At 66.5% G+C, this 20538-nt stretch carries 15 protein-coding genes; 4 read left to right on the top strand and 11 right to left on the bottom strand.

What is annotated here, in order from left to right; all coding sequences use genetic code 11:
- Nucleotides 1-141: 141 nt before the first annotated feature.
- From METUNV2_RS0115340 to METUNV2_RS0115325, 4 genes are read left to right on the top strand one after another with little or no spacing between them, the layout of a single operon-like run.
- Nucleotides 142-2172 carry a TonB-dependent receptor plug domain-containing protein gene (locus tag METUNV2_RS0115340; protein WP_018230357.1) on the top strand — a complete coding sequence of 677 codons (2031 nt, stop codon included), beginning with the start codon at nt 142-144 and terminating at the stop codon, nt 2170-2172.
- Nucleotides 2173-2191: 19 nt separating this feature from the next.
- Nucleotides 2192-2725: a YfiR family protein gene (locus tag METUNV2_RS0115335; RefSeq protein ID WP_018230356.1), complete on the top strand. Its 534-nt coding sequence runs from the start codon at nt 2192-2194 to the stop codon at nt 2723-2725.
- Nucleotides 2722-5454 (top strand): response regulator, encoded by a 2733-nt coding sequence (locus tag METUNV2_RS0115330; protein ID WP_018230355.1) that lies wholly within the window; start codon nt 2722-2724, stop codon nt 5452-5454. Before METUNV2_RS0115335 ends, METUNV2_RS0115330 begins: the two co-directional genes overlap by 4 nt.
- Nucleotides 5451-7547: a putative bifunctional diguanylate cyclase/phosphodiesterase gene (locus METUNV2_RS0115325; protein ID WP_018230354.1), complete on the top strand. Its 2097-nt coding sequence runs from the start codon at nt 5451-5453 to the stop codon at nt 7545-7547. The genes METUNV2_RS0115330 and METUNV2_RS0115325 overlap by 4 nt, the downstream gene beginning before the upstream one ends.
- Before the next feature lie 40 nt (nt 7548-7587).
- Here METUNV2_RS0115325 and METUNV2_RS0115320 read toward each other — a convergent pair whose 3' ends face one another.
- The 11 genes from METUNV2_RS0115320 to METUNV2_RS0115270 form a co-directional block, all read right to left on the bottom strand.
- Nucleotides 7588-8268 (bottom strand): hypothetical protein, encoded by a 681-nt coding sequence (locus METUNV2_RS0115320; protein ID WP_018230353.1) that lies wholly within the window; start codon nt 8266-8268, stop codon nt 7588-7590.
- Between the two features lie 43 nt (nt 8269-8311).
- Nucleotides 8312-9355: a S1 family peptidase gene (locus tag METUNV2_RS0115315; protein WP_018230352.1), complete on the bottom strand. Its 1044-nt coding sequence runs from the start codon at nt 9353-9355 to the stop codon at nt 8312-8314.
- 10 nt (nt 9356-9365) lie between these two features.
- Nucleotides 9366-10241, bottom strand: coding sequence for a quinoprotein dehydrogenase-associated putative ABC transporter substrate-binding protein (locus METUNV2_RS0115310; protein WP_018230351.1), 876 nt, complete (start codon nt 10239-10241; stop codon nt 9366-9368).
- A gap of 240 nt (nt 10242-10481) precedes the next feature.
- Nucleotides 10482-12284, bottom strand: coding sequence for a methanol/ethanol family PQQ-dependent dehydrogenase (locus tag METUNV2_RS0115305; RefSeq protein ID WP_026188206.1), 1803 nt, complete (start codon nt 12282-12284; stop codon nt 10482-10484).
- Between the two features lie 454 nt (nt 12285-12738).
- Entirely contained in the window at nt 12739-14538 is a 1800-nt protein-coding gene (locus METUNV2_RS0115300) for a methanol/ethanol family PQQ-dependent dehydrogenase (protein WP_018230349.1), read from the bottom strand.
- Nucleotides 14539-14757: 219 nt separating this feature from the next.
- Nucleotides 14758-15735 carry a VWA domain-containing protein gene (locus METUNV2_RS0115295; RefSeq protein ID WP_018230348.1) on the bottom strand — a complete coding sequence of 326 codons (978 nt, stop codon included), beginning with the start codon at nt 15733-15735 and terminating at the stop codon, nt 14758-14760.
- Nucleotides 15732-16271 carry a hypothetical protein gene (locus tag METUNV2_RS0115290; RefSeq protein WP_026188205.1) on the bottom strand — a complete coding sequence of 180 codons (540 nt, stop codon included), beginning with the start codon at nt 16269-16271 and terminating at the stop codon, nt 15732-15734. The genes METUNV2_RS0115295 and METUNV2_RS0115290 overlap by 4 nt, the downstream gene beginning before the upstream one ends.
- Complete coding sequence (locus METUNV2_RS0115285) at nt 16268-17296, bottom strand: vWA domain-containing protein (protein WP_018230346.1); 1029 nt, start codon at nt 17294-17296, stop codon at nt 16268-16270. The genes METUNV2_RS0115290 and METUNV2_RS0115285 overlap by 4 nt, the downstream gene beginning before the upstream one ends.
- 82 nt (nt 17297-17378) lie before the next feature.
- Nucleotides 17379-18431, bottom strand: coding sequence for a hypothetical protein (locus tag METUNV2_RS0115280; RefSeq protein WP_018230345.1), 1053 nt, complete (start codon nt 18429-18431; stop codon nt 17379-17381).
- Nucleotide 18432: 1 nt separating this feature from the next.
- Nucleotides 18433-19284: a DUF58 domain-containing protein gene (locus METUNV2_RS0115275; protein WP_018230344.1), complete on the bottom strand. Its 852-nt coding sequence runs from the start codon at nt 19282-19284 to the stop codon at nt 18433-18435.
- Nucleotides 19285-19298: 14 nt separating this feature from the next.
- Nucleotides 19299-20318, bottom strand: a complete 1020-nt coding sequence (locus METUNV2_RS0115270) for an AAA family ATPase (RefSeq protein ID WP_018230343.1) — start codon at nt 20316-20318, stop codon at nt 19299-19301.
- Between the last annotated feature and the right edge of the window lie 220 nt (nt 20319-20538).

The raw sequence follows: 20538 nt of genomic DNA, 5'->3' as shown, positions 1-20538 counted from the left end.
TAGCCGGCTGGCGCGTCCTTCATGTTCAAGTTGGGCTCCGCCATGCCGAAAGCAAGCGATACACCTCGTTTTCCGTGCCCTTCACGGTATGGAGAGACAGGCTCTGAACCTGCTGGCGGTGCCCAGGCCATGAGAAGACCGTTGCTAACCTCTGTTGATTCCCTGAGCCCCTGGCTGCCTGTTCTGCTGCTGTGCTCCGCGTCACAGGCAGTCGCCCAGTCAGCGCCCGATCTGGGCGGACTGGCGCTCGAAGACCTTCTGCAGATCAAGATCACCACGGCCGCACGCAAACCTCAGTCGCTGGGCGATACCCCGGCGGCCGTGTTCGTAATCACCCGGGAAGACATCCAGCGTTCGGGTGCCACCTCAGTGCCCGAAGCACTGCAGATGGCGCCCGGTGTGCAGGTGGGCCGCATTTCGTCCGGCACCTGGGCGATTTCGCTGCGCGGCGCCAACGGCCGCTTCGCCAACAAGCTGCAGGTGCTGATCGACGGCCGCAGCGTCTATTCGACACTGTTCTCCGGCACGGTATGGGAAGACCGTGACCTGATGCTGGAAGACGTCGACCGCATCGAGGTGGTGCGCGGTCCAGGCGGTGCGCTGTGGGGCAGCAACGCGATGAATGGCGTGATCAACATCATCACCCGTCGCCCGCAGGACACGCAGGGCACCCTGGTGAGCGCCGGGGCTGGCAGCGAACTCGACTGGCTGGCGGTGCGCTACGGCTTTCAGCCGGGCGAGGGCCAGAGCGCGCGCATCTGGGGCAAGCGTCGGGTGGTCGGCCAGAGCGAACGGCCGGACGGCCGCATCGGCTATGACGGCGGCTACAGTTCGGCCGGCGGTTTCAGCTGGGAAACCCGGTTGCCCGGCGGCGACACGCTGGCGCTGAGCGGCGGAGTCAGCAGTGCCCGCCACGGCGAAGAACTGGATCTCACCCGTTTCCAGTTCGGCACCGTGCCGGTGCCCGGCCGCATCGAAACCCGCGAAAACCATCTGATGGCGCGCTACGCCGGCAATACCGCTGAAGGGGCCGACTATTCGCTGCAGGCCTCCTACGCTTACGCCGCATTCGAGATCGCCAATCCGGTCGGGCCGATAGATGACGAGCGCAACACGCTGGACATCGACTTCCAGCGTCGGGAGGCGCGCGGCGAGGGCCGGCACGACATCGTGTGGGGGCTGGGCTACCGGCATACCCGCGACGATCTGAACGTACAACTGATCGGTGGCGCAATACAGCCACCGCGACGCACCATCACCTGGACCAGCCTGTTCGTGCAGGACGACATCACGCTGCTGCCCGAGCGGCTCAATCTGGTGCTCGGGGCGCGGGTCGAAGGAAGCAGCCTGGCGCGGACCGAACTGCAGCCCACGGCGCGACTCATGTTTACGCCGGAAGGCGCGCACAGCTACTGGGCCGCCGTGTCGCGCACCACGCGCCAGCCCTCGCGCGCGCTGCGCGACTTCAGGGCCGACCTCGGCCCCTTCCCGCTGCCGGCACCGCTGGCGGGTGGCTGGCGGGTGCGCAGTAACGGTCAGGGTGAAGACATGCGCAGCGAAACCGCCAGCACGGTCGAACTGGGGTACCGCTACCGGCAGGGGGCGCTCACGCTCGATGCGGCCGCCTTCGCCACCCGCTACCGGCGGCAGGCGGAGTACGTGGTCACCTTCGATGGCGTGGTGGCGCTGCCGGCGCTGACCCGGGTGACCGAACTCGAGGTGCGCACCACCGACGACAGCCGCGCCTACGGCTTCGAACTGGCGGCGGATTACCGGTACAGCATGGACTGGAGCCTGCACGCGGCCTACACCTACACGGATTCGACCGCACTGGACCGGCGCTTCCCGACCGTGCTGCCGCTGACCTCCTTCTTCATCTACTCGGCCGATGCGCGGCACCGGCTGTCGCTGCGCTCGTCCTGGAACCTGGCCGCCGACTGGCAGCTCGACGCCTGGCTGCGCAGCGTGAGCAGTGTGGAGCCCAGCGGCATCGGCGGCTACACCGATGCCGATGTCCGGCTTGCCTGGCAGGTCAGGCGCGACCTTGAACTGTCGGTAGTCGGCCAGAACCTGCTGCATGCGCGCCGCGCGCAGTACGTGGCGGATACGCTGCCGTCATCGCCGCTCGCCATCCAGCGCGCGGCCTACCTGAAAGCGGTGTGGTCTTTCTGACATGCGCTCCGGATCGGGCATGACGCTGCTGCGGGTGCTGGCCGTGCTGTGCGCCCTGGCGGTCGTGCGGCAGCCGGCTGCGCAGACCGACGTGCCGGAGGACCAGCTCAAGGCGGCCTTCGTGTTCAATTTCGCGAAGTATGTGGAGTGGCCGGACGGTGCGCCCGCCGGCAGTCCGCTGGTGATCTGCGTGATCGGCGGCGAAGGCTTCGGTGCCGCGTTGTCCCAGTTCGACGGTCGCGTGCTTGCCGGCCGTACCCTGCAGGTGCTGCGACACGTCGCACCGGCCGATGCGGTGGCCTGCCATGTCGCCGTGCTGGCCGAACCGGGCACGCGCCGGCTGGCCGGCCTGCTGCGACAGCTGCCGGCGCAGGGCGTGCTGACCGTGGGCGATGGCGAGGACTTCATCGACGAAGGCGGCATGATAGGGCTGGTGCGCAGCGGCGACCGCCTGCAGTTCGACATCAATCAGCCGGCACTGCAACGGGCCGGACTGCGCGCCAGTTCGCAGCTTCTCAAGCTGGCGCGCAACCTCGGGGGGCGGGCACGATGAGGCGGCTTGAGCGCTTCCTGTCCGAACTGGTAGACCTGCCTCTGCGCATCAAGCTGCAGCGCATCCTGCTGCTTTGCCTGGCGGCGGCGCTGGCACTGAATTTCGCGGTGTATTCGCTGGGCGGCCTGTACAACGAGCGCGAACGCCTGATCGACCAGCTCGACGCGACCGCCCGCATCATCGGTGCCAACAGCGCATCGGCACTCGCGTTCAGCGACACGGACTCGGCCGCGGCGACGCTGGCTGCGGTGTCCAGCGTGCCGGCCGTGGTACGCGCATGGATACTGCTCAGCGACGGTTCGTCCTTTGCCACCTATCCGCCAGCGCAGCCTCCGCCTGCGGGCATGGCCGGCCTGTCCCGGCTGGCGGTGATCGGCGTGCCGTGGTCGACCGATCTGCTGCTCGCGCGTCCGCTGGTGGATGACGGCCAGCACCTCGGCATCATCGTGCTGCAGGCCGACCTGCTGCCCCTGTGGCGGCGTACCGCTTTCATCCTGCTGCTCAATGCGCTGCTCACCGGGCTGTCATTCCTGCTCGCCTACCGGCTGTCGGCCGGTCTGCAGCGCCGCATCACCGACCCGGTGCAGGCGCTGATCGAATCGGCGCGGGCGGTGGTCGACGAGCGACGCTACGACGTGACCGTACCGCGACCGGGCAATGACGAGATCGGCCAGCTCACCGACCGCTTCAACGAAATGCTGCGCGAGATCGCGCTGCGCGACGGCGAACTGCGCGCGCACCGCGACCGGCTGGAAAGCGAAGTCGAGGCGCGCACCCGCGAACTGCGCGAGGCGAAGGAACAGGCGGAGTCGGCGAGCGAGGCGAAGAGCCGCTTCCTGGCCAATATGAGCCATGAAATCCGCACGCCGATGAATGGCGTGATCGGCATGGCCGGCCTGCTTGAACGCACACCGCTGGACGAGCGGCAGCGGCGCTATCTCGACGGCATTTCCGGCTCGGCGGAATCCCTGCTGCGGGTGATCAACGACGTGCTCGATTTTTCCAAGATCGAGGCCGGCAAACTGCAGTTCGAACACGTGCCGTTCGAGCCGCGCCAGGTGCTGGAGGATGTGGTGATGCTGTTCGCCGATCCGGCGCGCAGCAAGGGCATCGAACTGGCGCTGAGCATTCCTCCGGCGCTGCCGCATGCGCTGATCGGCGACCCGCACCGGCTGCGCCAGGTGCTGATCAATCTGGTGTCGAACGCGGTCAAGTTCACCGCCGTCGGAGAAGTGATGATCGAAGTGTCGGTGGCGCGTTCCGAACCGTCGCCCGGACGAGTCCGGCTGGAGGTGGGCGTGATCGACACCGGCACCGGCATCGTGGCGGACGCTGCGGCCAGGGTGTTCGATGCCTTTTCCCAGGCCGACAGTTCGACCACCCGGCGCTTCGGCGGCACCGGTCTCGGTCTGGCCATCACCCGCGAACTGATCACGGCTCAGGGCGGCACCCTGGGTTTCAGCAGCGTGGCGGGCTACGGGTCGCACTTCCGTTTCAGCCTGACCTTCGAGCGCGCGGAAACCGAGCCGGTCAGCTGGCAGGCGGGTGCGGTGCGACGTGCCCTCGTGGTCGATCAGGCGGTGCGCAGCGCGCAGAACCTGGTCACGCTGCTGGCGGAAGGCGGCATCGACAGCGCGCTCTGCACCGATGCCACGCAGGCGATGGCGGCGCTGATGCGGGCCGAATTGTGCGGCGTGCCTTTCGAACTGGTGCTGTGCGCCCAGCAGCTGAGCGACGGCGGAGCGGTCGAGCTGGCGCGCCTGCTCGATGAGCGCCTCGGCAATCCGCCGCCGCTGATCTGCGTGCAGGGCTTCGCTGACCCGGACCTGGTGCTGTCGACCTTGCCCGTCATACGCAAGCCGGTGCTGCGCGGCGAACTGGTGCTGATGCTCGGCGAGGCAGCGGCGCCGTCGGCGACACCGGCCAGCCGCGCCACCACGCCGCGGATGAAGGTGTTGCTGGTCGAGGACCACCCGGTCAATCGCGAGATAGCGCTCGACATGCTGACCGAACTGGGCTGCGGCGTGCATACCGCGGAGAACGGGCTGATCGCGCTGGGCGCCGTGTCGCGCGAGTCTTTCGATCTGGTGTTGATGGACTGCCAGATGCCGGTGATGGACGGTTTCGAAGCCTGCCGCCGCATCCGCACGCTGGAGCAGGAACTGTCGCGGCCGCCGGTACCCATCGTCGCGCTGACCGCGAACGCCCTCAGCGGCGATCGTGAGCGCTGCCTTGCGGCCGGCATGGATGACTACCTGCCCAAACCCATACCGCTGCGCGAACTGGCAAGAGTGATCGGCCTGCGCGCCCGGCCCCCGGCCGACCCGTCGCCGCTGCTGCCGGTGCCTTCGGCCGACGTCGTGCTGATCGACGAGAAACAGCTGTTCAGCGTACCTGGCATGCGCAGCCCGGGCAGCAATCTGCTGGCGCGCATGGCCGTGCTGTACCGGCGCGAGGCGGGCGCCAGTCTTGCGCGCATGACAGACGCGTCTGCCGCGGGCGATGCCGAGGCGCTGCGCGAGGCGGCGCACCGCCTCAAAAGTTCGAGCGGCGCGCTGGGTGCGCGCCGCGCCTTCGAAAGCGCCCGCGGGGTGGAAACGTCGGCGCGAGCCGGCGATGCACGTTTCGACGCACAGGCGCAGCGTGATCTGGAAGGCATTCTGCTGCACACTTTCGACGCGCTCGACCGGCTGGCCGGCGACGCGCAGACCCCGGGAGTCCGCACGTGATACTGCTGGTTGATGATGATGTGATGGTCAGGCTGCTCGCGGCCGAAGCCCTGATTGCTTCCGGATTCGAGGTGATGGAAGCGGCCGACGGCGAAAGCGCGCTCGAGCTTTTCGGGCGGCACGAGTTTTCGCTGGTGCTGCTGGACGTGAGCCTGGGCGGTATCGACGGCTTCGAGGTGTGCCGGCGGCTGCGCGCCCATCCGCACGGCCGCACGCTGCCCATCATCATGCTCACCGGCATGGACGACACCACATCCATCGACAGTGCCTATGCACATGGCGCGACCGACTTCGTCACCAAGCCGCTGAACTGGACGCTGCTGGTCTATCGCATCCGTTACGCGCTGCGTGCGGCGCAGACGGTAAGCGAACTGCAGTCTTCCGAGCGCCGGCTGGCGGTGGCGCAGCGGGTGGCGCGGCTGGGCGGCTGGGTCTGGCATGTCGATGAAGACCGCTGCGAACGCAGCGCCATCTGCCTGGACCTGTGGGGCGAGGTGCCGGCGGCGCTGCACACCGTGCCCTTCGGCCTGCTGGCTCGCGTGCTCAGTCCGGATCGCCAGCACCTGCGCGAGGCGATGGAGCACGCGCGCGCGGGCGAGCCCTATCAGATGAGCTTTCGCGTGCAGCGCGGCGACGGCATCATCGTGTCGCTGCACGAACACGCGGTGCCGGAGCGCGACGAGTTCGGCCGCGTGGTGCGTGTCGAGGGCGTGACCCAGGACGTGACCGAGCGCGAGCAGGCGGAACGTCGCATCCGCTTCCTGGCCTATCACGACAGCCTGACCGGGCTGGCCAACCGCCAGATGTTCCGCGAAATGCTGGACCACACGCTGGCGCGTTCGCAGCGCACCGGCTCGCGCTGTGCGCTGCTGTACCTGGATCTGGACCGGCTCAAGCGCATCAACGACAGCTTCGGCCACACGCTGGGCGACCAGATACTGCGCGAAGTGGCGAGCCGGCTGGTCGGTTCCATCCGCAGCGCCGACATCGTGGCGCGCGAAGACCAGGCGCCGGAAGAGGTGGTGGCGCGGCTGGGGGGCGACGAGTTCACGGTGCTGCTGACCGATCTGGCGCGCGTCGACGATGCGGCCCGGGTGGCTGCGCGCATCTGCGCCGAACTGGGTGCGCCGCTGCAGGTGGCCCATGTCGAACTGGCGGTGACCGCCTCGATCGGCATCGCGGTGTTTCCGGACAATGGCGAAGATCCGGAAACGCTGCTGCGCCATGCCGACATGGCCATGTATGCCGCCAAGCAGCGTGGTCGCAATACCTACGAATTCTTCACCGAAGCGATGCAGCTGCAGGCGGTCGAACGCCTGTCGCTGGAGCAGGATCTGGTGCGCGCGGTGGAACAGTCGCAGTTCGTGCTGCACTACCAGCCTCAGGTGGACGCCGCCAGCGGTCGCATCGTGTCGGCCGAGGCGCTGCTGCGCTGGGAACATCCGCAGCGCGGCACGGTGTCGCCGGTGCAGTTCATTCCGGTGGCCGAAGAAACCGGACTCATCGTGCCGCTCGGTGAATGGGTGGTGCTGGAGGCCTGCCGCCAGATGGCGGCCTGGCTGGCTGAAGGTCTGCCGGTGGTGCCGGTTGCGGTGAATCTGTCGGCGCACAACTTCCGCTCCGACTCCCTGCTCACCTCGATTGCCTATGCGCTGGAAAGCACCGGCCTGCCGTCGCGCTACCTGCACGTGGAACTGACCGAAAGCGCGGTCATGCAGGAGCCGGAGCAGGCCATGACCACGCTGGGGGCGCTCAAGTCGCTGGGACTGATGCTGTCGATCGACGATTTCGGCACCGGCTATTCGTCGCTGTCCACGCTGAAGCAGTTTCCGATCGACCTGCTCAAGATTGATCGCAGCTTCGTGCGCGACCTGCCGGACGATGCGAGCGGGGCGTCCATCGTCGAGGCGATACTCGCGCTGGCTCACGCGCTCGGACTGGGCGTGGTGGCGGAAGGCGTGGAAACGGTGGCGCAGCGCGACTTCCTGCGCAGCCGGCACTGCGGCCTGATGCAGGGCTATCTGTATTCCCGCCCGCAGCCGGCCGTCACGTTCGCCGGCTTGCTGCGGGAGGGAGTGCTGCAGCGGGAGTGAAGCGGTCCGCGTTGCCGCGGACCGCCGGCCCGGTCGGGCCTCAGTTCTTTGCCGAAACGCCGGCCAGCACCATGTCCTCGTCGATCAGCGCGGACTTGCCGTCCTTGCCGCCGTCGGGCACGACGGTGTCGACCCGGTACAGCCCGCCGGGCAGCGCGTCCGACAGTACGAACAGATAGGTCTTGCCGAGGTACTTTGAGAACTTCTGCTTGTTCGGATCGTTCGTGTAAGGCGTGATCCGGTATTCCTTCGCGTCCACCATCTTGCCGTTGAAGCTCACCTTGACCGGTGTGCCCTTCGGGCCTTCGGACAGCGCCAGACGGATGCGCTTGCGGAAGTAGTTGGATTTGCCGCCGGTCAGCCGCTCCATTTCGCGGATGTCGCGCTCCAGGAAACACATCAGCGCCGGATTGCTCTGGGCCGAGTCGATCTCCGGAATTTCGGTCTTGCGAGCGCCGCTCAGGCAGCTGGTGCTCACCTTGCGAGCACCCTTGTCCTCGCTGATGCGCACTTCCACCGTGTCCTGAAAAGCGGCCTCCTGGCTGCCGCTGCGCTTGAACGAATAGCTCAGCGTGGTTGGCGCCTTCAGGCCGGACAGCTGATCGTTCATGAACAGCTGCTTTTCGGCTTCGGTGATTTCCTGGCTCGGTTCGGCCCGGGCCATACCGGCGTGGACCAGCAGGGCGCACAGCAGGGCGGGCAGGGTGTTGCGGAACTTCATGACGACTCCTCTCGTGGTGCCGGGTCTGTGCCCGTTGGTGAATTCAGCAGGGTTGGGGAATATCGGGTTTGCAGGCACCGGCGCGTGCATCCAGCGTGGGCAGCGCGGACGGTGCGATGCGTTCGAGTTCTGCCCGGGTGCGGGCGTAAGCCTGATCATCGTGCTGCCTGTAGTGTGCCAGCGCGAGGTCGCTCAGAAAGACCGGATTGTCGTGTTCGAGCGCGTCCGCGCGCGCGAATGACTCCAGCGCCTCGCTGCCGCGACCGCTGCCAGCCTGGGCGCGGCCGAGCGCATGCCAGGCGGAGGCACTGGCCGGTTCGCCGGCAATCCACCGCCGGGCCAGCGCTTCCAGATCTGGCCAGCGACCTTCGGCTTCCATGCGCAACGTCTGCAGGAAGGGCGGCAGACCGGCTTCCGGCGCGTCCCAGAAGGCGCGGCCGGCAAGCGGCGCGACCTCCGGGCCCGGCGGCAGCCGGAGCGCCTCGGCGATCCAGGCGGACGGCACTGAAAACTGGTTGTCGTTGCCGGCCCTGAACTTGAATGTCATCAGCCCTACCAGGCGGCCGTCGCGGTCGAACATGCCGCCGCCGCTGGCGCCCGAGGTGAAGGGCGTGGTGCTCTGGATCACCTTGCCACCATCGTGATCGTGCAGCCGCAGCACGGTGCCGTTGCTCACCCGCGGTGCCGCACCCAGGATGTAGCCCAGCGCCACCAGCTCCTCGCCCGGCCTGAGCGGGGTGTCGCGCAGGGGCACCGGCGGTACCTGCGACGCACCGGGCACGTCCAGCAGACACAGGTCGCGGGTGACCTCGGCACGCTGGCCGCTCACCTGCATGCGTTCGCCATTGGACACCACTCGCAACGTGGTGGCGTGGGCGGTCACATGACAGGCCGTTGCGATGACGCCGGGCGCCACCGCCACGCCGGTGCCGACGCCGACATTACCGCGCGCGTCCGAGGCCTCGACCTTGAGCACGCTCGGTCGCAGGCTGATCAGCGCGGCGATGTCACGCTCGCCCAGCGCGCTGGCCGGCAGCGGCAGCACACAGGCAAGCGTGGCGCAGAGCAGGGGCTGGGCTTTGCGCATGGCCGGTGATTCAGCGGTCGGCAGCGGTGTGACTGGCCTGTGCTTCGCTGACCAGCGGTACGCCGTAGGACTTCAGGATGCCTTCGATCGCCGGCAGATTGCGCTGCACGGTTTCGTCGATCTTGTTCTTCCAGTCCTTTTCGCCGAAGCGGACCGCCATCGTGATCGCGTAGTCAAACTTGATCTCGTTCTCCGGCGGGAAGGCGACGGTCACCAGATCCCGGGCGCCCGAGTTCTTGCTGAAGTAACCGGCGATCGGCCCCCAGGCCATCGCGATGTCCAGCTTGTCGCCGACCAGATCCTTCTCGACGATTTCGCCCGGATAGGCGCCCGGGTCGCCGGACTGGCGCTGATAGGAAATGGCCTGGTCGAACAGCTTGTTGCGCAGCAGCCAGTCGACCGGGGGTGTTTGCTGGAACACGCCGAAGCGGATCTTGGACAGCTTTTCCGGCGGCAGCTTGAGCAGGTCGTCCGGGGTTTTCACGCTGTCGAAGCCGCGGCCCTGTCTGAACACCATCGCATAAGTGGAGCGGTAGTAGGGCTTGATCGTCGCGCCGAGGTCGAAACCCACCGGTACGCCGACGATGAGATCACAGCGGAACTTGCCTGGAATTTCCGGGTGCTTGGCCTTCAGCGTCATCCGCACGAAGCCCATGCGGTGCGGAAAGAAAGCGTACTCCAGCTTGTAGCCGAGATCCTTGGCCAGCAGTTCGGCGATCTTGTTTTCGTAGCCTTCGCCCTTTTCGTTCGAGAGCGGCATGTTGTTCGGGTCGGCGCAGACGCGCAGTACCTTGTCGTCGCCGGTCACGCTTTCCTGGGCGTGGGCCGACGGCAGGCCGAAGGTGGCGGCGAGGCCGAGTACGGCAGCGGACAGTCGAAGCTTCATCTTGGGGTTTCTCCTCCGGTGGCAGGGCTCGTGTTGTTGTAGCGGGAAGCGCGCGCAGGCTGCATCCCGAGCCGACAGGCTGACACCGGGAACAGTGATTTTGTTTTGAGAAAATCGCGAAAGTGTCGCTTTCCCGAGGTGTGCTGGAGGATGAAAAAACGGGCACCTGCGTTACCGCGAAGTGCCCGTTCAGTGTGCTGCGGAAGGGCGCTTCTAGCGCCCTTCTTGTCCGACCGCCGATTACGGCAGTGCGAACACCGTCATCACGCCACCGAGTTCGGTGTAGTTGGCCAGCTCGGCGTAACCACCCACGGCACCCAGACCGTCGGTCGGCTTTTCGAGACCGGCTGCCAGACCGATACCGGCCCAGCCACCAATACCCGACAGCACGCCGATGTACTGCTTGCCCTTGTGTTCCCAGGTGTTCACGTTGCCGATGATGCCGGACGGGGTCTTGAACTTGAACAGTTCCTTGTTGATGTCGTCAGCATCGACGCACTTGAGGTAACCCTCGAGCGTGCCGTAGCAGGCGATGCCACCGGCGGTGACCAGAGCGCCCGACCACACCGAGAACTTCTCCGGCTTGGACTGGACGATCTTGCCCTTGCCTGCGTCCCAGGTGATGAAGTTGCCCATGCCGCCGTGGCTGCCCGGGGCCGGGAACATCGACAGGGTTGCGCCGACGTACGGCTGACCAGCGGTGTATTCGACGCGGAACGGCTCGTAGTCCATGCAGACGTGGTTGGTCGGCACGTAGAACAGACCGTTCTTGGCGTTGAACGCTGCCGGCTGCTGGTCCTTCGAACCCAGAGCGGCCGGGCAGATGCCCTTGCTGTTCACGTCTTCACCGTTCTGGCGGGTCGAGTACTTGGCCACGACCTGCGGACGACCGGTGTTCATGTCGACGTGGGTCGCCCAGTTCACCTTCGGATCGTACTTTTCAGCCACCAGCAGTTCGCCGGTCACGCGGTCCAGCGTGTAGCCGAAGCCGTTGCGGTCAAAGTGAACCGCGACCTTGCGCTTCTTGCCCTTGACGTCGACGTCAGCCAGGATCACTTCGTTGATGCCGTCGAAGTCCCACTCGTCGTGCGGGGTCATCTGGTAGACCCAGCGCACCTTGCCGCTGTCGACATCACGTGCCCACAGGGTCATGGACCACTTGTTGTCGCCCGGACGCTGCGACGGGTTCCAGGTCGAGGGGTTGCCCGAACCGTAGTACATCAGGTTTTCCTGCGGGTCGTACGAGTACCAGCCCCAGGTCGTGCCGCCGCCGATCTTCCACTGGTCGCCTTGCCAGGTCTTCAGCGAGGAATCCTTGCCGACCGGAGCCAGCTTGCCGTTCGTCCAGGTGACGGTCTTTTCCGGATCCATCAGCATTTCGGCGTCGGGGCCAGTCGAGTAGCCCTTCCACACCTGCTTGCCGGTGTTGATGTCGTAGGCAGCGACGTAGCCGCGGATACCGAATTCACCGCCGGAAATACCGGTGATAACCTTATCCTTGAACACGTGCGGGGCGTTCGTGTTGGTGCCGCCAACCTTCGGGTCGCCGTTCTTGACGTCCCACAGCTTCTTGCCGGACTTGGCGTCGAGCGCGACCAGCACGGTGTCAGCCTGTTGCAGGAACACCTTGCCTTCGGCGTAGGCCAGACCACGGTTCACCGTGTCGCAGCACATCACCGGGATCACGGACGGATCCTGCTTCGGCTCGTACTTCCACTTGATCTTCTGGGTTTCGAGATCGATCGCGAAAACCTTGTTGGGGAAGGGGGAGTGCACGAACAGGGTGTCACCGACGACCAGCGGGCCGCCTTCGTGACCGCGCAGCACGCCGGTCGAGAAGGTCCAGGCCACCTTGAGGCTCTTGACGTTGCTCTTGTTGATCTGGTTCAGGTTGCTGTAGCGCTGGTTTTCGAAGTTACCGGCTTGCATTGCCCAATTTTTCGGGTCTTTGATCAGCTTGGCGACGTCGGCATTGGCCAGAGCGGTGCCCGGGATGGCCAGTGCGGCGACCCACAGGGGCAGTTGTTTCATCTTGCTAGACATAGGCTCCTCCTCATTGCTACCAAAATGTGACCGGACACCCCATGTCGAAGGCTCCGGCCGCTGTTGCCCTACAACGCCCATAAGTGCCCCCGGGCGTCGAGGTAATGAAGATATAGCACACGATTTTTGAACAGCGGGAAGTTTTCCCTTCATCTTCTTAAAATTTTAAACTTGACGTGTTTTTGATTTTTCGCTCTCTGGCTATCTTTATTGCGTTTGAGGCGGTTGAAGGGGCCGTTAGTGGCGCGCTGCAACATGGATGAAATCGCCAGATGTTGCAGCGCGCAACGCGCTGCCGGGCAGGGTGTACCGCCCCAGCGTTCCGGAACGGAACACTTGGTTTTGCCTAAAAATGAGGCAGTCCGGACGAAAAAAACGGCGCTCCGGAAGATACCGGGCGCCGTCATCCTGCCCCGTGTGCCGGGGCAGGTGTCCTGCGGGGTGAAACGGTCGCTCAGGGCAAGGCGAACACCGTCATCACGCCACCCAGTTCGGTGTAGTTGGCCAGTTCGGCGTAACCACCCACCGCACCCAGGCCGTCGGTGGACTTCTCAAGCCCGGCCGCCAGACCGATGCCGGCCCAGCCTCCGATGCCCGACAGCAGGCCGATGTACTGCTTGCCCTTGAATTCCCAGGTAGTTACGTTGCCGATGATGCCGGATGGGGTCTTGAACTTGAACAGTTCCTTGTTGATGTCGTCGGCGTCCACGCACTTGAGGTAGCCCTCAAGCGTGCCGTAGCAGGCGATGCCCCCGGCAGTGACCAGTGATCCCGACCACACCGAGAACTTCTCCGGCTTGGACTGGACGATCTTGCCCTTGCCTGCGTCCCAGGTGATGAAGTTGCCCATGCCGCCGTGGCTGCCCGGGGCCGGGAACATCGACAGGGTTGCGCCGACGTACGGCTGGCCAGCGGTGTATTCGACGCGGAACGGCTCGTAGTCCATGCAGACATGGTTGGTCGGCACGTAGAACAGGCCATTTTTCGGGTTGAACGAGGCCGGTTGCTGATCCTTGGACCCGAGTGCGGCCGGGCAGATGCCCTTCGTATTCACGTCCTCGCCGTTCTGGCGAGTCGAATACTTGGCCACGACCTGCGGACGGCCGGTGTTCATGTCGACATGGGTTGCCCAGTTCACCTTGGGGTCGAATTTCTCGGCCACCAGCAGTTCGCCGGTCACGCGATCCAGCGTGTAGGCGAAGCCGTTACGGTCGAAATGCACCGCCACCTTGCGTTTCTTGCCCTTCACGTCGACGTCGGCAAGGATGATTTCATTCACCCCGTCGAAATCCCACTCGTCGTGCGGGGTCATCTGGTAGACCCAGCGGACCTTGCCGTTGTCGACATCACGTGCCCACAGGGTCATGGACCACTTGTTGTCGCCCGGACGCTGCGACGGGTTCCAGGTCGAGGGGTTGCCCGAACCGTAATACATCAGGTTTTCCTGCGGGTCGTAGGAATACCAGCCCCAGGTCGAGCCGCCGCCGATCTTCCACTGGTCGCCCTGCCAGGACTTGAGTGACGAATCCTTGCCCACCGGCGCCATCTTGCCGTTGGTCCAGGTCATGGTCTTGTCCGGATCCATCAGCATTTCGGCGTCGGGGCCGGTCGAGTAGCCCTTCCACACCATCTTGCCGGTGTTCAGGTCATAGGCGGTCACGCGGCCGCGCACGCCGAATTCGCCGCCGGAAATGCCGGTGATCACCTTGTCCTTGAACACGTGCGGCGCCTGGGTGTTGGTTTCACCGATCTTCGGGTCGCCGTTCTTCACGTCCCACAGCTTCTTGCCGGTCTTGGCGTCCAGCGCGACCAGCACCGTATCCGCCTGCTGCAGCAGGATCTTGCCTTCGGCGTAAGCCAGGCCGCGGTTCACCGTGTCGCAGCACATGACCGGAATCACGGTCGGATCCTGCTTCGGTTCGTACTTCCACTTGATCTTCTGGGTTTCGAGATCGATCGCGAACACCTTGTTGGGGAAGGGCGTATGCACGAACAGCATGCCGCCGATCACCAGCGGGCCGCCCTCGTGACCGCGCAGCACGCCGGTCGAGAAGGTCCAGGCCACCTTCATGTTCTTCACGTTCGACTTGTTGATCTGGTTCAGCGTGCTGTAGCGCTGGTTCTCGAAGTTGCCGGCCTGCATGGCCCAGTTCTTCGGATCCTTGATCAGTTTCGCCAGATCGGCGTTGGCGACCGCTGCGCCGGGCAGTGCGAGTGCTGCGATCCAGAGTGGAAGTGTTTTTCGAGCGGACATGGTGTTCTCCTCTTTTGCGTCGGACGGACCGGCGCAGGCACGCCGGCCACCTGCCCGCAGAGCCCATAAGCAACAGGCTTTGTGCGGGTTATGGACTTATACAACGCAGGGGAGGGAATCCCCGGTTCCGGGCGCCGGATGCCCTGATGTCGGGATGACTTCACTGAGATTTCGGGAGTGCATCCCGGACCGGGCCGGGCGCCCGCTGGCGGGAGGGGCTCAGCGGCGGCGCAGGTGATCCGGCCGGAAGGCCCAGGCGAGCGCGAGCACGCCCAGCAGCGCAGGCAGCCAGCCCACCCGGGTCGGTACCGACTGGGTGCGGGCGAAATCAGCGTCGGTCATGGCGCTGGCCAGACCTTCGGCATCGGCCAGCGTGTGGTAGCTCATGCCGGTCTGCGAAGCGAGGTCGCGCAGATGGACCGATTTGAGGCTGGACAGGTGTTCGGTGCCCGCGCTCTGCACCTGCGCCATCTGGTTGCCGCTTTCATCGACCATGGCTTCGCTGTTGCCGGACGAGCCGGCACGGCCGCGGGTGGCGGTGTCGATCTGTGCCACCTCGTCCGCCCGCCACACGCCGAGCGGCCGGCCGTCCGGATCGAACTTCGGGATGGGGCTGAGGGTTGGCCCACCGGTGCCGACGATGAGGCCCTTCACTACACCCGGTTCTCCGTCAAAGGACGGCCGCAGTTTTGGGTGCAGCGGCGGCGCCTCGTGTCCGTCGGTGACGAAGATGAGCGAAGGTTTCGGGTCGAGATCCTTCAGCGCACGGATCGACGAAAACAGCCCCTTGGACACTTCGCTGGCGCCGGCCCAGGACATCTGACCGTCGATGTTGGACAGCGTAGCCAGCAGCTCATGGTAGTTGCTGCACACCTCGACCGGCGTCATCAGCGCCAGCAGCCGGTATTCCGAAAACACGCCCCAGCCGACGCTGGAGCCGCAGGGCAGGCTGCGCAGCGCCTGACCCAGACTGTGCTTGGCGTAGGTCAGCCGGTCGACCGGCTTGCCATCCAGTTCATAGTCCAGCGTGTTCATGCTCTGGGTGATGTCGAGCACGATCATGTGGGTATAGCTGCGGCCGGGCAGCGGCAGCGGCGGCAGCACCGCGGCGAGTGCGAACAGCGCGACCGCGATGGCCAGCGGACGCGAGTGCGGGCTGCGTGCCCGGGCCAGCAGCTGGCGCGTGGTCGCGATCATGGCAGGCCCAGCGTGAACGCCTTCATCGTGGTCACCGCCCGTTCGCTGTTCTGCGGCAGCGGCGGCGCTTCCTCGTCAGAGGCCTCCCGTTCGGGCGCCAGCCGCAGCGCCCGCTCCAGGTTGTACTTGGCGTCCCAGTGCTGCGGATTCAGGCGCAGCAGTTCGCGATAGCTGGTTTTGGACAGTTCGGCCAGCGGCAGCGATTTGCCGATGCTTTCCGGCCCGAACTGCAGCGCCTCGCGCAGATGCAGGTTGCCGAGGTTGTACAGCACCGCCTGCAGCAGCGCGCCGTCGGTATTGCGCGACAGCTCCTTGTAGGCTCGCACCGCACCGTCATAGTCGTTGTGCGCTGCCAGCGACAGCGCCCGTGCGAACTCCGCTTCCGGGCTGCCCTGGGTGGCGGCGGCATCAACGCCGCTGTCGACCAGGCGGTTGAAATCGCGGGCGCTGGACAGGCGGTAACCCTCCCAGCCGGCAACCGCGATGCTGACTGCAATGCCCGCCGCGATCAGCGACGACAGACTGCGCATCCTCATGACTGCACTTCCTCCTTCCAGGCCGGCCGCGTAATCAGGCGGCAGGCCAGCGCCGCCGCGCCCGCGAGCAAGGCCAGCGCGTAACACCAGCCGGAAAAGTCCCGGCGGGGAATCCGTTCAACGTAATCCAGCGGCAGGTTTTGCTGGCGATCCACTTCGGCCACCGCTTCCTTCACCGCCTCCGGGTCTTCCGCCTCGAAGGCCTGATAGGGCACACCGGCCGATTTCAGGAACTGGTTCAGCGCCACTTCCGGAATGTTGCCGTCGCCGGCGTCGGCGTTCAGACCGGGGCTGAGCGCCGAGCGGATGAAAATCCAGTACACCGCGATGCGGTTGCGCTGCAGTGCGCGCCGTATCTTTTCGCGCATCGCTTCGTCGATCTGCGCGCCGCCGTCCGACACCAGCAACAGGATGCGGCTGCCGGAGTAGGCGCGACGGTCGAACTGTTCGGCGCCGGCCAGCAGTGCGCGGCCGATGTCGGTTTCCGACAGTCCGCGGCCGATGCCGCCGGCCTGGATGCCGGCCTGCACCACGTCGCCGTGCTGGGTGAAGGGCACCACCGGCATCGGTGCCGAACTGAACAGCAGCAGCGAGTAGCGGTCGTCCGGCCGCCGTTCGGCGAAGTCGGCGAGCAGGCGCCGCGCCACCTTGCCCTTGGCTTCGGCCGTGGTGTCGATCGACGGCTGCCGCCCCTTGGGCAGCAGCGCCTCGTCCATGCTGCGGCTGCGGTCGAGCGCGATCACGATTTCCGCGCCGCGGCCGGTGCGCTGCACCTCTGTTGCCGGCTGCGCCAGCCCGGCCAGCCCGAACACCGCTGCCGCCATCGCAATTGCCGCAGCAATGCGGCCGGCGCGCAGCAGGGCATTGCCCAGCGGGTCCGCCGGCAGCCAGTCGATGCAGGCGTAATCCAGCGTATGGCGCCGGCGCGGCCACAGCGGCAGCAGCGCCAGCAGCAGCAACAGCAGCCACCACGGCGCACCCAGTTCAAGCGCGCCCGGCCACAGATTCAGAGTGAATCCATTCACGTCTCGACCTCCGCCGGACCGTCCCAAGGGCGAGTGCAGCCCCCTCGGGGAGCAGCGAACGCAGTGAGCGTGGGGGCCCTTTTCATGCAAGCGCCCGGCGTTCCAGCTTTGCGGCGCGGGCGCAGAGGCTGCGCGGATCCACGTCGCCGGCCGGGCGATCGGCGAAGAAACGAACCTGCGAGGCTTCGAAGAAGCGGCGCAGATCGGCTTCGAGTGGCGCCAGCCAGGGCGCGCGCGCCAGCAGCACAGACAGATTGCCGTCGCGCACCACCTGACCGGCGGTGTCGTCCAGCGCGCGGTGCAGCCGTCGCCAGCTGTCGGGCGAGCCGCTGTCCAGCCGGCTGAGCTCGCGCTGGGCGCGTGAGAAAGGCAGGCGGCGGCGGGCGGCGAGCTGGCGCAGCAGCGCCAGCAGCAGCCACAGGCCGACCAGCGCGGCGCCGGCGCTCAGCGCCGCGTGCAGGCCGCGCTCGAACGGTGCGGGGTCGATGTGCGGCGCCGGCAGGTCAGGGCGCATCGCTTCCAGCCCGGCGCGCGCCAGCACCACTTCAGGTGTCAGCGGCGCCACGGTTACCGGCAGCGGCGTGGTCTGCAGCCGGCGCTTGCCATCGGTCAGTTCGAGGTCGAGCGCCGGCAGTTCGAGCGCACGCAGTTCGTCCGGCACATTGATGATCTGGTAATCGATCACCAGCCAGCGGCGGCCGGAGGCGTCCTGTTCGATGCGTGCGTCGCGCCGCTCGAACCAGTTGCCGGCGCGTTCGAGCGGCGGCAGCGTGGCCGGTTCGATCGGTGCGCCATCATGGTCGAGGGCGATGCGCTGCTCCACCATGTCGCCGATCACGTAGCCGAACGGGCGCGGTGCGATCACCTCCGGCGTGATCGCCGCCAGCACCGGTGTGGCCGGCGCGACGGGCATGTCCGGTGTGGCTGGCGCGGCGGCGGGCGCTTCGTCGCTGGAGCCGGCCGGCTTGCTCAGATCGGTCTGCGGCGGAATGACCGGGCCGGTGGGCTGGGGCGGTGCATCAGCGACTGGAGCGGGGGCGGCATCGGCCGGTCTGGTGTCCTGGGCGCCGGCCGGCAGCGTGCAGGCCAGCGCCAGCAGCGTGCCCAGAAGCCGGAGTGCGGGCAGCGGTTTCATGTCAGACAGCCTCGAAAAAATAGCGTGACAGCGCGTCGGCATCGAAGCGGCCGGTCATGTAGAAGGGGCGGGTACCGCGCGCCGAAAACATCTTGTCCAGCGCTTCGCGCCGCTGCGCGAACGCGTCCTCCCACCGGCGGCGGATCTGCGGCCGCAGCCACAGGCCGCGCCGGCGGCCGGTTTCGATGTCGCGCAGCGCGAGCAGACCTTCGCCATCGGGGGCGCGCGGTTCGGCTTCGTCCCAGATCACCATGGGCACGACATAGGCGTGCGACAGCAGATCGAGTGCGGCCGAGGTCTGGGCCAGCGGCGCGTGGAAGTCTGAGGCGAGGAACACCAGCGCCTGCTTGCCGGCGATGCGGGCACACGCTTCAAGCACACCGTCGGTCGAGGCCTGGTCGGCGCGGGCGCGGCCGAGCGCTTCGGACATCATGACGCCGGCACCGCGCGAATGCATGGGCGCCAGCATGAGGTCGGTGCGCTCCCTGCCGTCGTAGCCCAGCATGCCCAGCGCGTCGCCGGTGCGGAACACCGAATCGCCCAGCGACAGCGCGAACTGCGCCAGCCGCGCCAGCTTGGTGTCGGACGAACCGAAAGCCATCGAGGCCGACACGTCGGCCACCAGATAGACCGGAATGCCGGCGCGCTGCCGGTTCACCCGCACCAGCCAGCGGCCTTCCGGGTCGCGGATGCTGGCGCGCAGGTCGAGCCGGCGCGGGTCCGGCCGGTCGAACAGCGTCTGGTGGGCAATGAATTCCTGGCCGCTGCCGGTGGTCGAGCTGCGGTGGGCGCCCGGGCGCTGGCCGCCGACCCGCATCGGAATGCGGTAATGGAAATCGCGCTGGAAGCTCATGGCGGCAGCCGTGTTCAGGGCGTGGCGACCCGCTCCAGCATCTGTTCGATCAGCGCGTCGGCCAGTTCGGCGCGGCGCAGTTCGTAGACCGGCGTGAAGAACACGCGATGCACCAGCGTCGAGGGCAGTACCGCGCGGATGTCTTCCGGCGTCAGGTAATCGCGGCCGCTGAACCAGGCCACCACGCGTGCGGCGCGCATCAGCATGCCCATGCCGCGCGGGCTGGCGCCAGCGAGGATGAGGCGCGACATGTCGACGCCCTCGATCTGCAGGCCGTATTTCAACGGATTGCTGGTGGCGGCCCAGATGTCCATCGCGTAGCGCTGCAGCGCGTCCGACGCGCTGACCGCGCGCTGGATGGCGGCGCCTATGGTGTTCATCTGCAACCAGTCGACCACGCCCGGCGTCACGGTGTCGATCAGCGCGTCGGTGTCGTGGAAGCGCGGGTCGAACACCAGCGCGCGACGGGTGTCGTCGTCCGACGGCGTCAGCATGCGCAGTTCGAACATGAAGCGGTCGCGCGCGGCGGAAGCCAGTTCGAAGGTTTCTTCCTTCTCCACCCGGTTGCGGTCGGCGAACACAGTCATGTGCGGGAAGCTGTATTCGCGGTTGAAGGCCGACAGCGTGCGTTCGGCCATCGCGCGCAGCAGCAGCGACTGCACCTGCGGGCGGGCGCGGTTGATTTCGTTGAAGAAGAAGGTGGTGAGCCGCTCGCCATGGCGCAGCAGCGGGCCCGGCTCGATGCGCGGCTTGCCCTCGCTGTCTACATAGGTGTGATAGACGAGGTCATTCGGCATCAGGTCCACCGTGCCTTCGACGCGCTCGAAGTCACCGCCGATGGCGCGCGCGAAGGCGCGCAGCACCGTGGTCTTGCCGACGCCGACATCGCCTTCGAGCAGCACGTGGCCGCGGGCGAACAGCGCGACATTGATCAGGCGCAGCGTGTCGTCCTGACCGACGACGGCGCGGCGCACTTCTTCTTCCACGCGCAGCGCGAGGCTGCGCCAGTCCTGGAGGGCTTCCTGGGAGAGCATTAGCGAAGATTCCGGCACGGTTTATGGGACGGGAAAACGCGTCGCAAGATACAAGGTTTGCGCCCCGCCTGCATGTTGCAGTGCGAGTCATCTGTCTCATCGGTAAAGCCGTCCGGCGACCGCCCTGCATATCCTTACGACATGGCCTGCGGGCGTGCCCCGCGCCGCGGCGCGCAGTTGGCGCGGCCGGCCCTTTCCGTATCGCGGCCACCGCCCGTCC

The sequence above is a fragment of the Methyloversatilis universalis EHg5 genome (assembly GCF_000378945.1).
Classification (GTDB): domain Bacteria; phylum Pseudomonadota; class Gammaproteobacteria; order Burkholderiales; family Rhodocyclaceae; genus Methyloversatilis; species Methyloversatilis universalis_A.
The sequence above is the reverse complement of the archived record's forward strand: the minus strand, read 5'-3'. Positions and strand labels throughout refer to the sequence as shown.

Excerpts from the sequence above, each read along its gene's own strand:
- METUNV2_RS0115335 (WP_018230356.1), top strand. The coding sequence starts at position 2,192 with ATGACGCTGCTGCGGGTGCTGGCCGTGCTGTGCGCCCTGGCGGTCGTG.
- METUNV2_RS0115330 (WP_018230355.1), top strand. The coding sequence starts at position 2,722 with ATGAGGCGGCTTGAGCGCTTCCTGTCCGAACTGGTAGACCTGCCTCTG.
- METUNV2_RS0115320 (WP_018230353.1), bottom strand. The coding sequence starts at position 8,268 with ATGAAGTTCCGCAACACCCTGCCCGCCCTGCTGTGCGCCCTGCTGGTC.
- METUNV2_RS0115290 (WP_026188205.1), bottom strand. The coding sequence starts at position 16,271 with ATGAGGATGCGCAGTCTGTCGTCGCTGATCGCGGCGGGCATTGCAGTC.
- METUNV2_RS0115300 (WP_018230349.1), bottom strand. The coding sequence starts at position 14,538 with ATGTCCGCTCGAAAAACACTTCCACTCTGGATCGCAGCACTCGCACTG.
- METUNV2_RS0115315 (WP_018230352.1), bottom strand. The coding sequence starts at position 9,355 with ATGCGCAAAGCCCAGCCCCTGCTCTGCGCCACGCTTGCCTGTGTGCTG.
- METUNV2_RS0115275 (WP_018230344.1), bottom strand. The coding sequence starts at position 19,284 with ATGAGCTTCCAGCGCGATTTCCATTACCGCATTCCGATGCGGGTCGGC.
- METUNV2_RS0115305 (WP_026188206.1), bottom strand. The coding sequence starts at position 12,284 with ATGTCTAGCAAGATGAAACAACTGCCCCTGTGGGTCGCCGCACTGGCC.
- METUNV2_RS0115270 (WP_018230343.1), bottom strand. The coding sequence starts at position 20,318 with ATGCTCTCCCAGGAAGCCCTCCAGGACTGGCGCAGCCTCGCGCTGCGC.
- METUNV2_RS0115295 (WP_018230348.1), bottom strand. The coding sequence starts at position 15,735 with ATGATCGCGACCACGCGCCAGCTGCTGGCCCGGGCACGCAGCCCGCAC.
- METUNV2_RS0115280 (WP_018230345.1), bottom strand. The coding sequence starts at position 18,431 with ATGAAACCGCTGCCCGCACTCCGGCTTCTGGGCACGCTGCTGGCGCTG.
- METUNV2_RS0115310 (WP_018230351.1), bottom strand. The coding sequence starts at position 10,241 with ATGAAGCTTCGACTGTCCGCTGCCGTACTCGGCCTCGCCGCCACCTTC.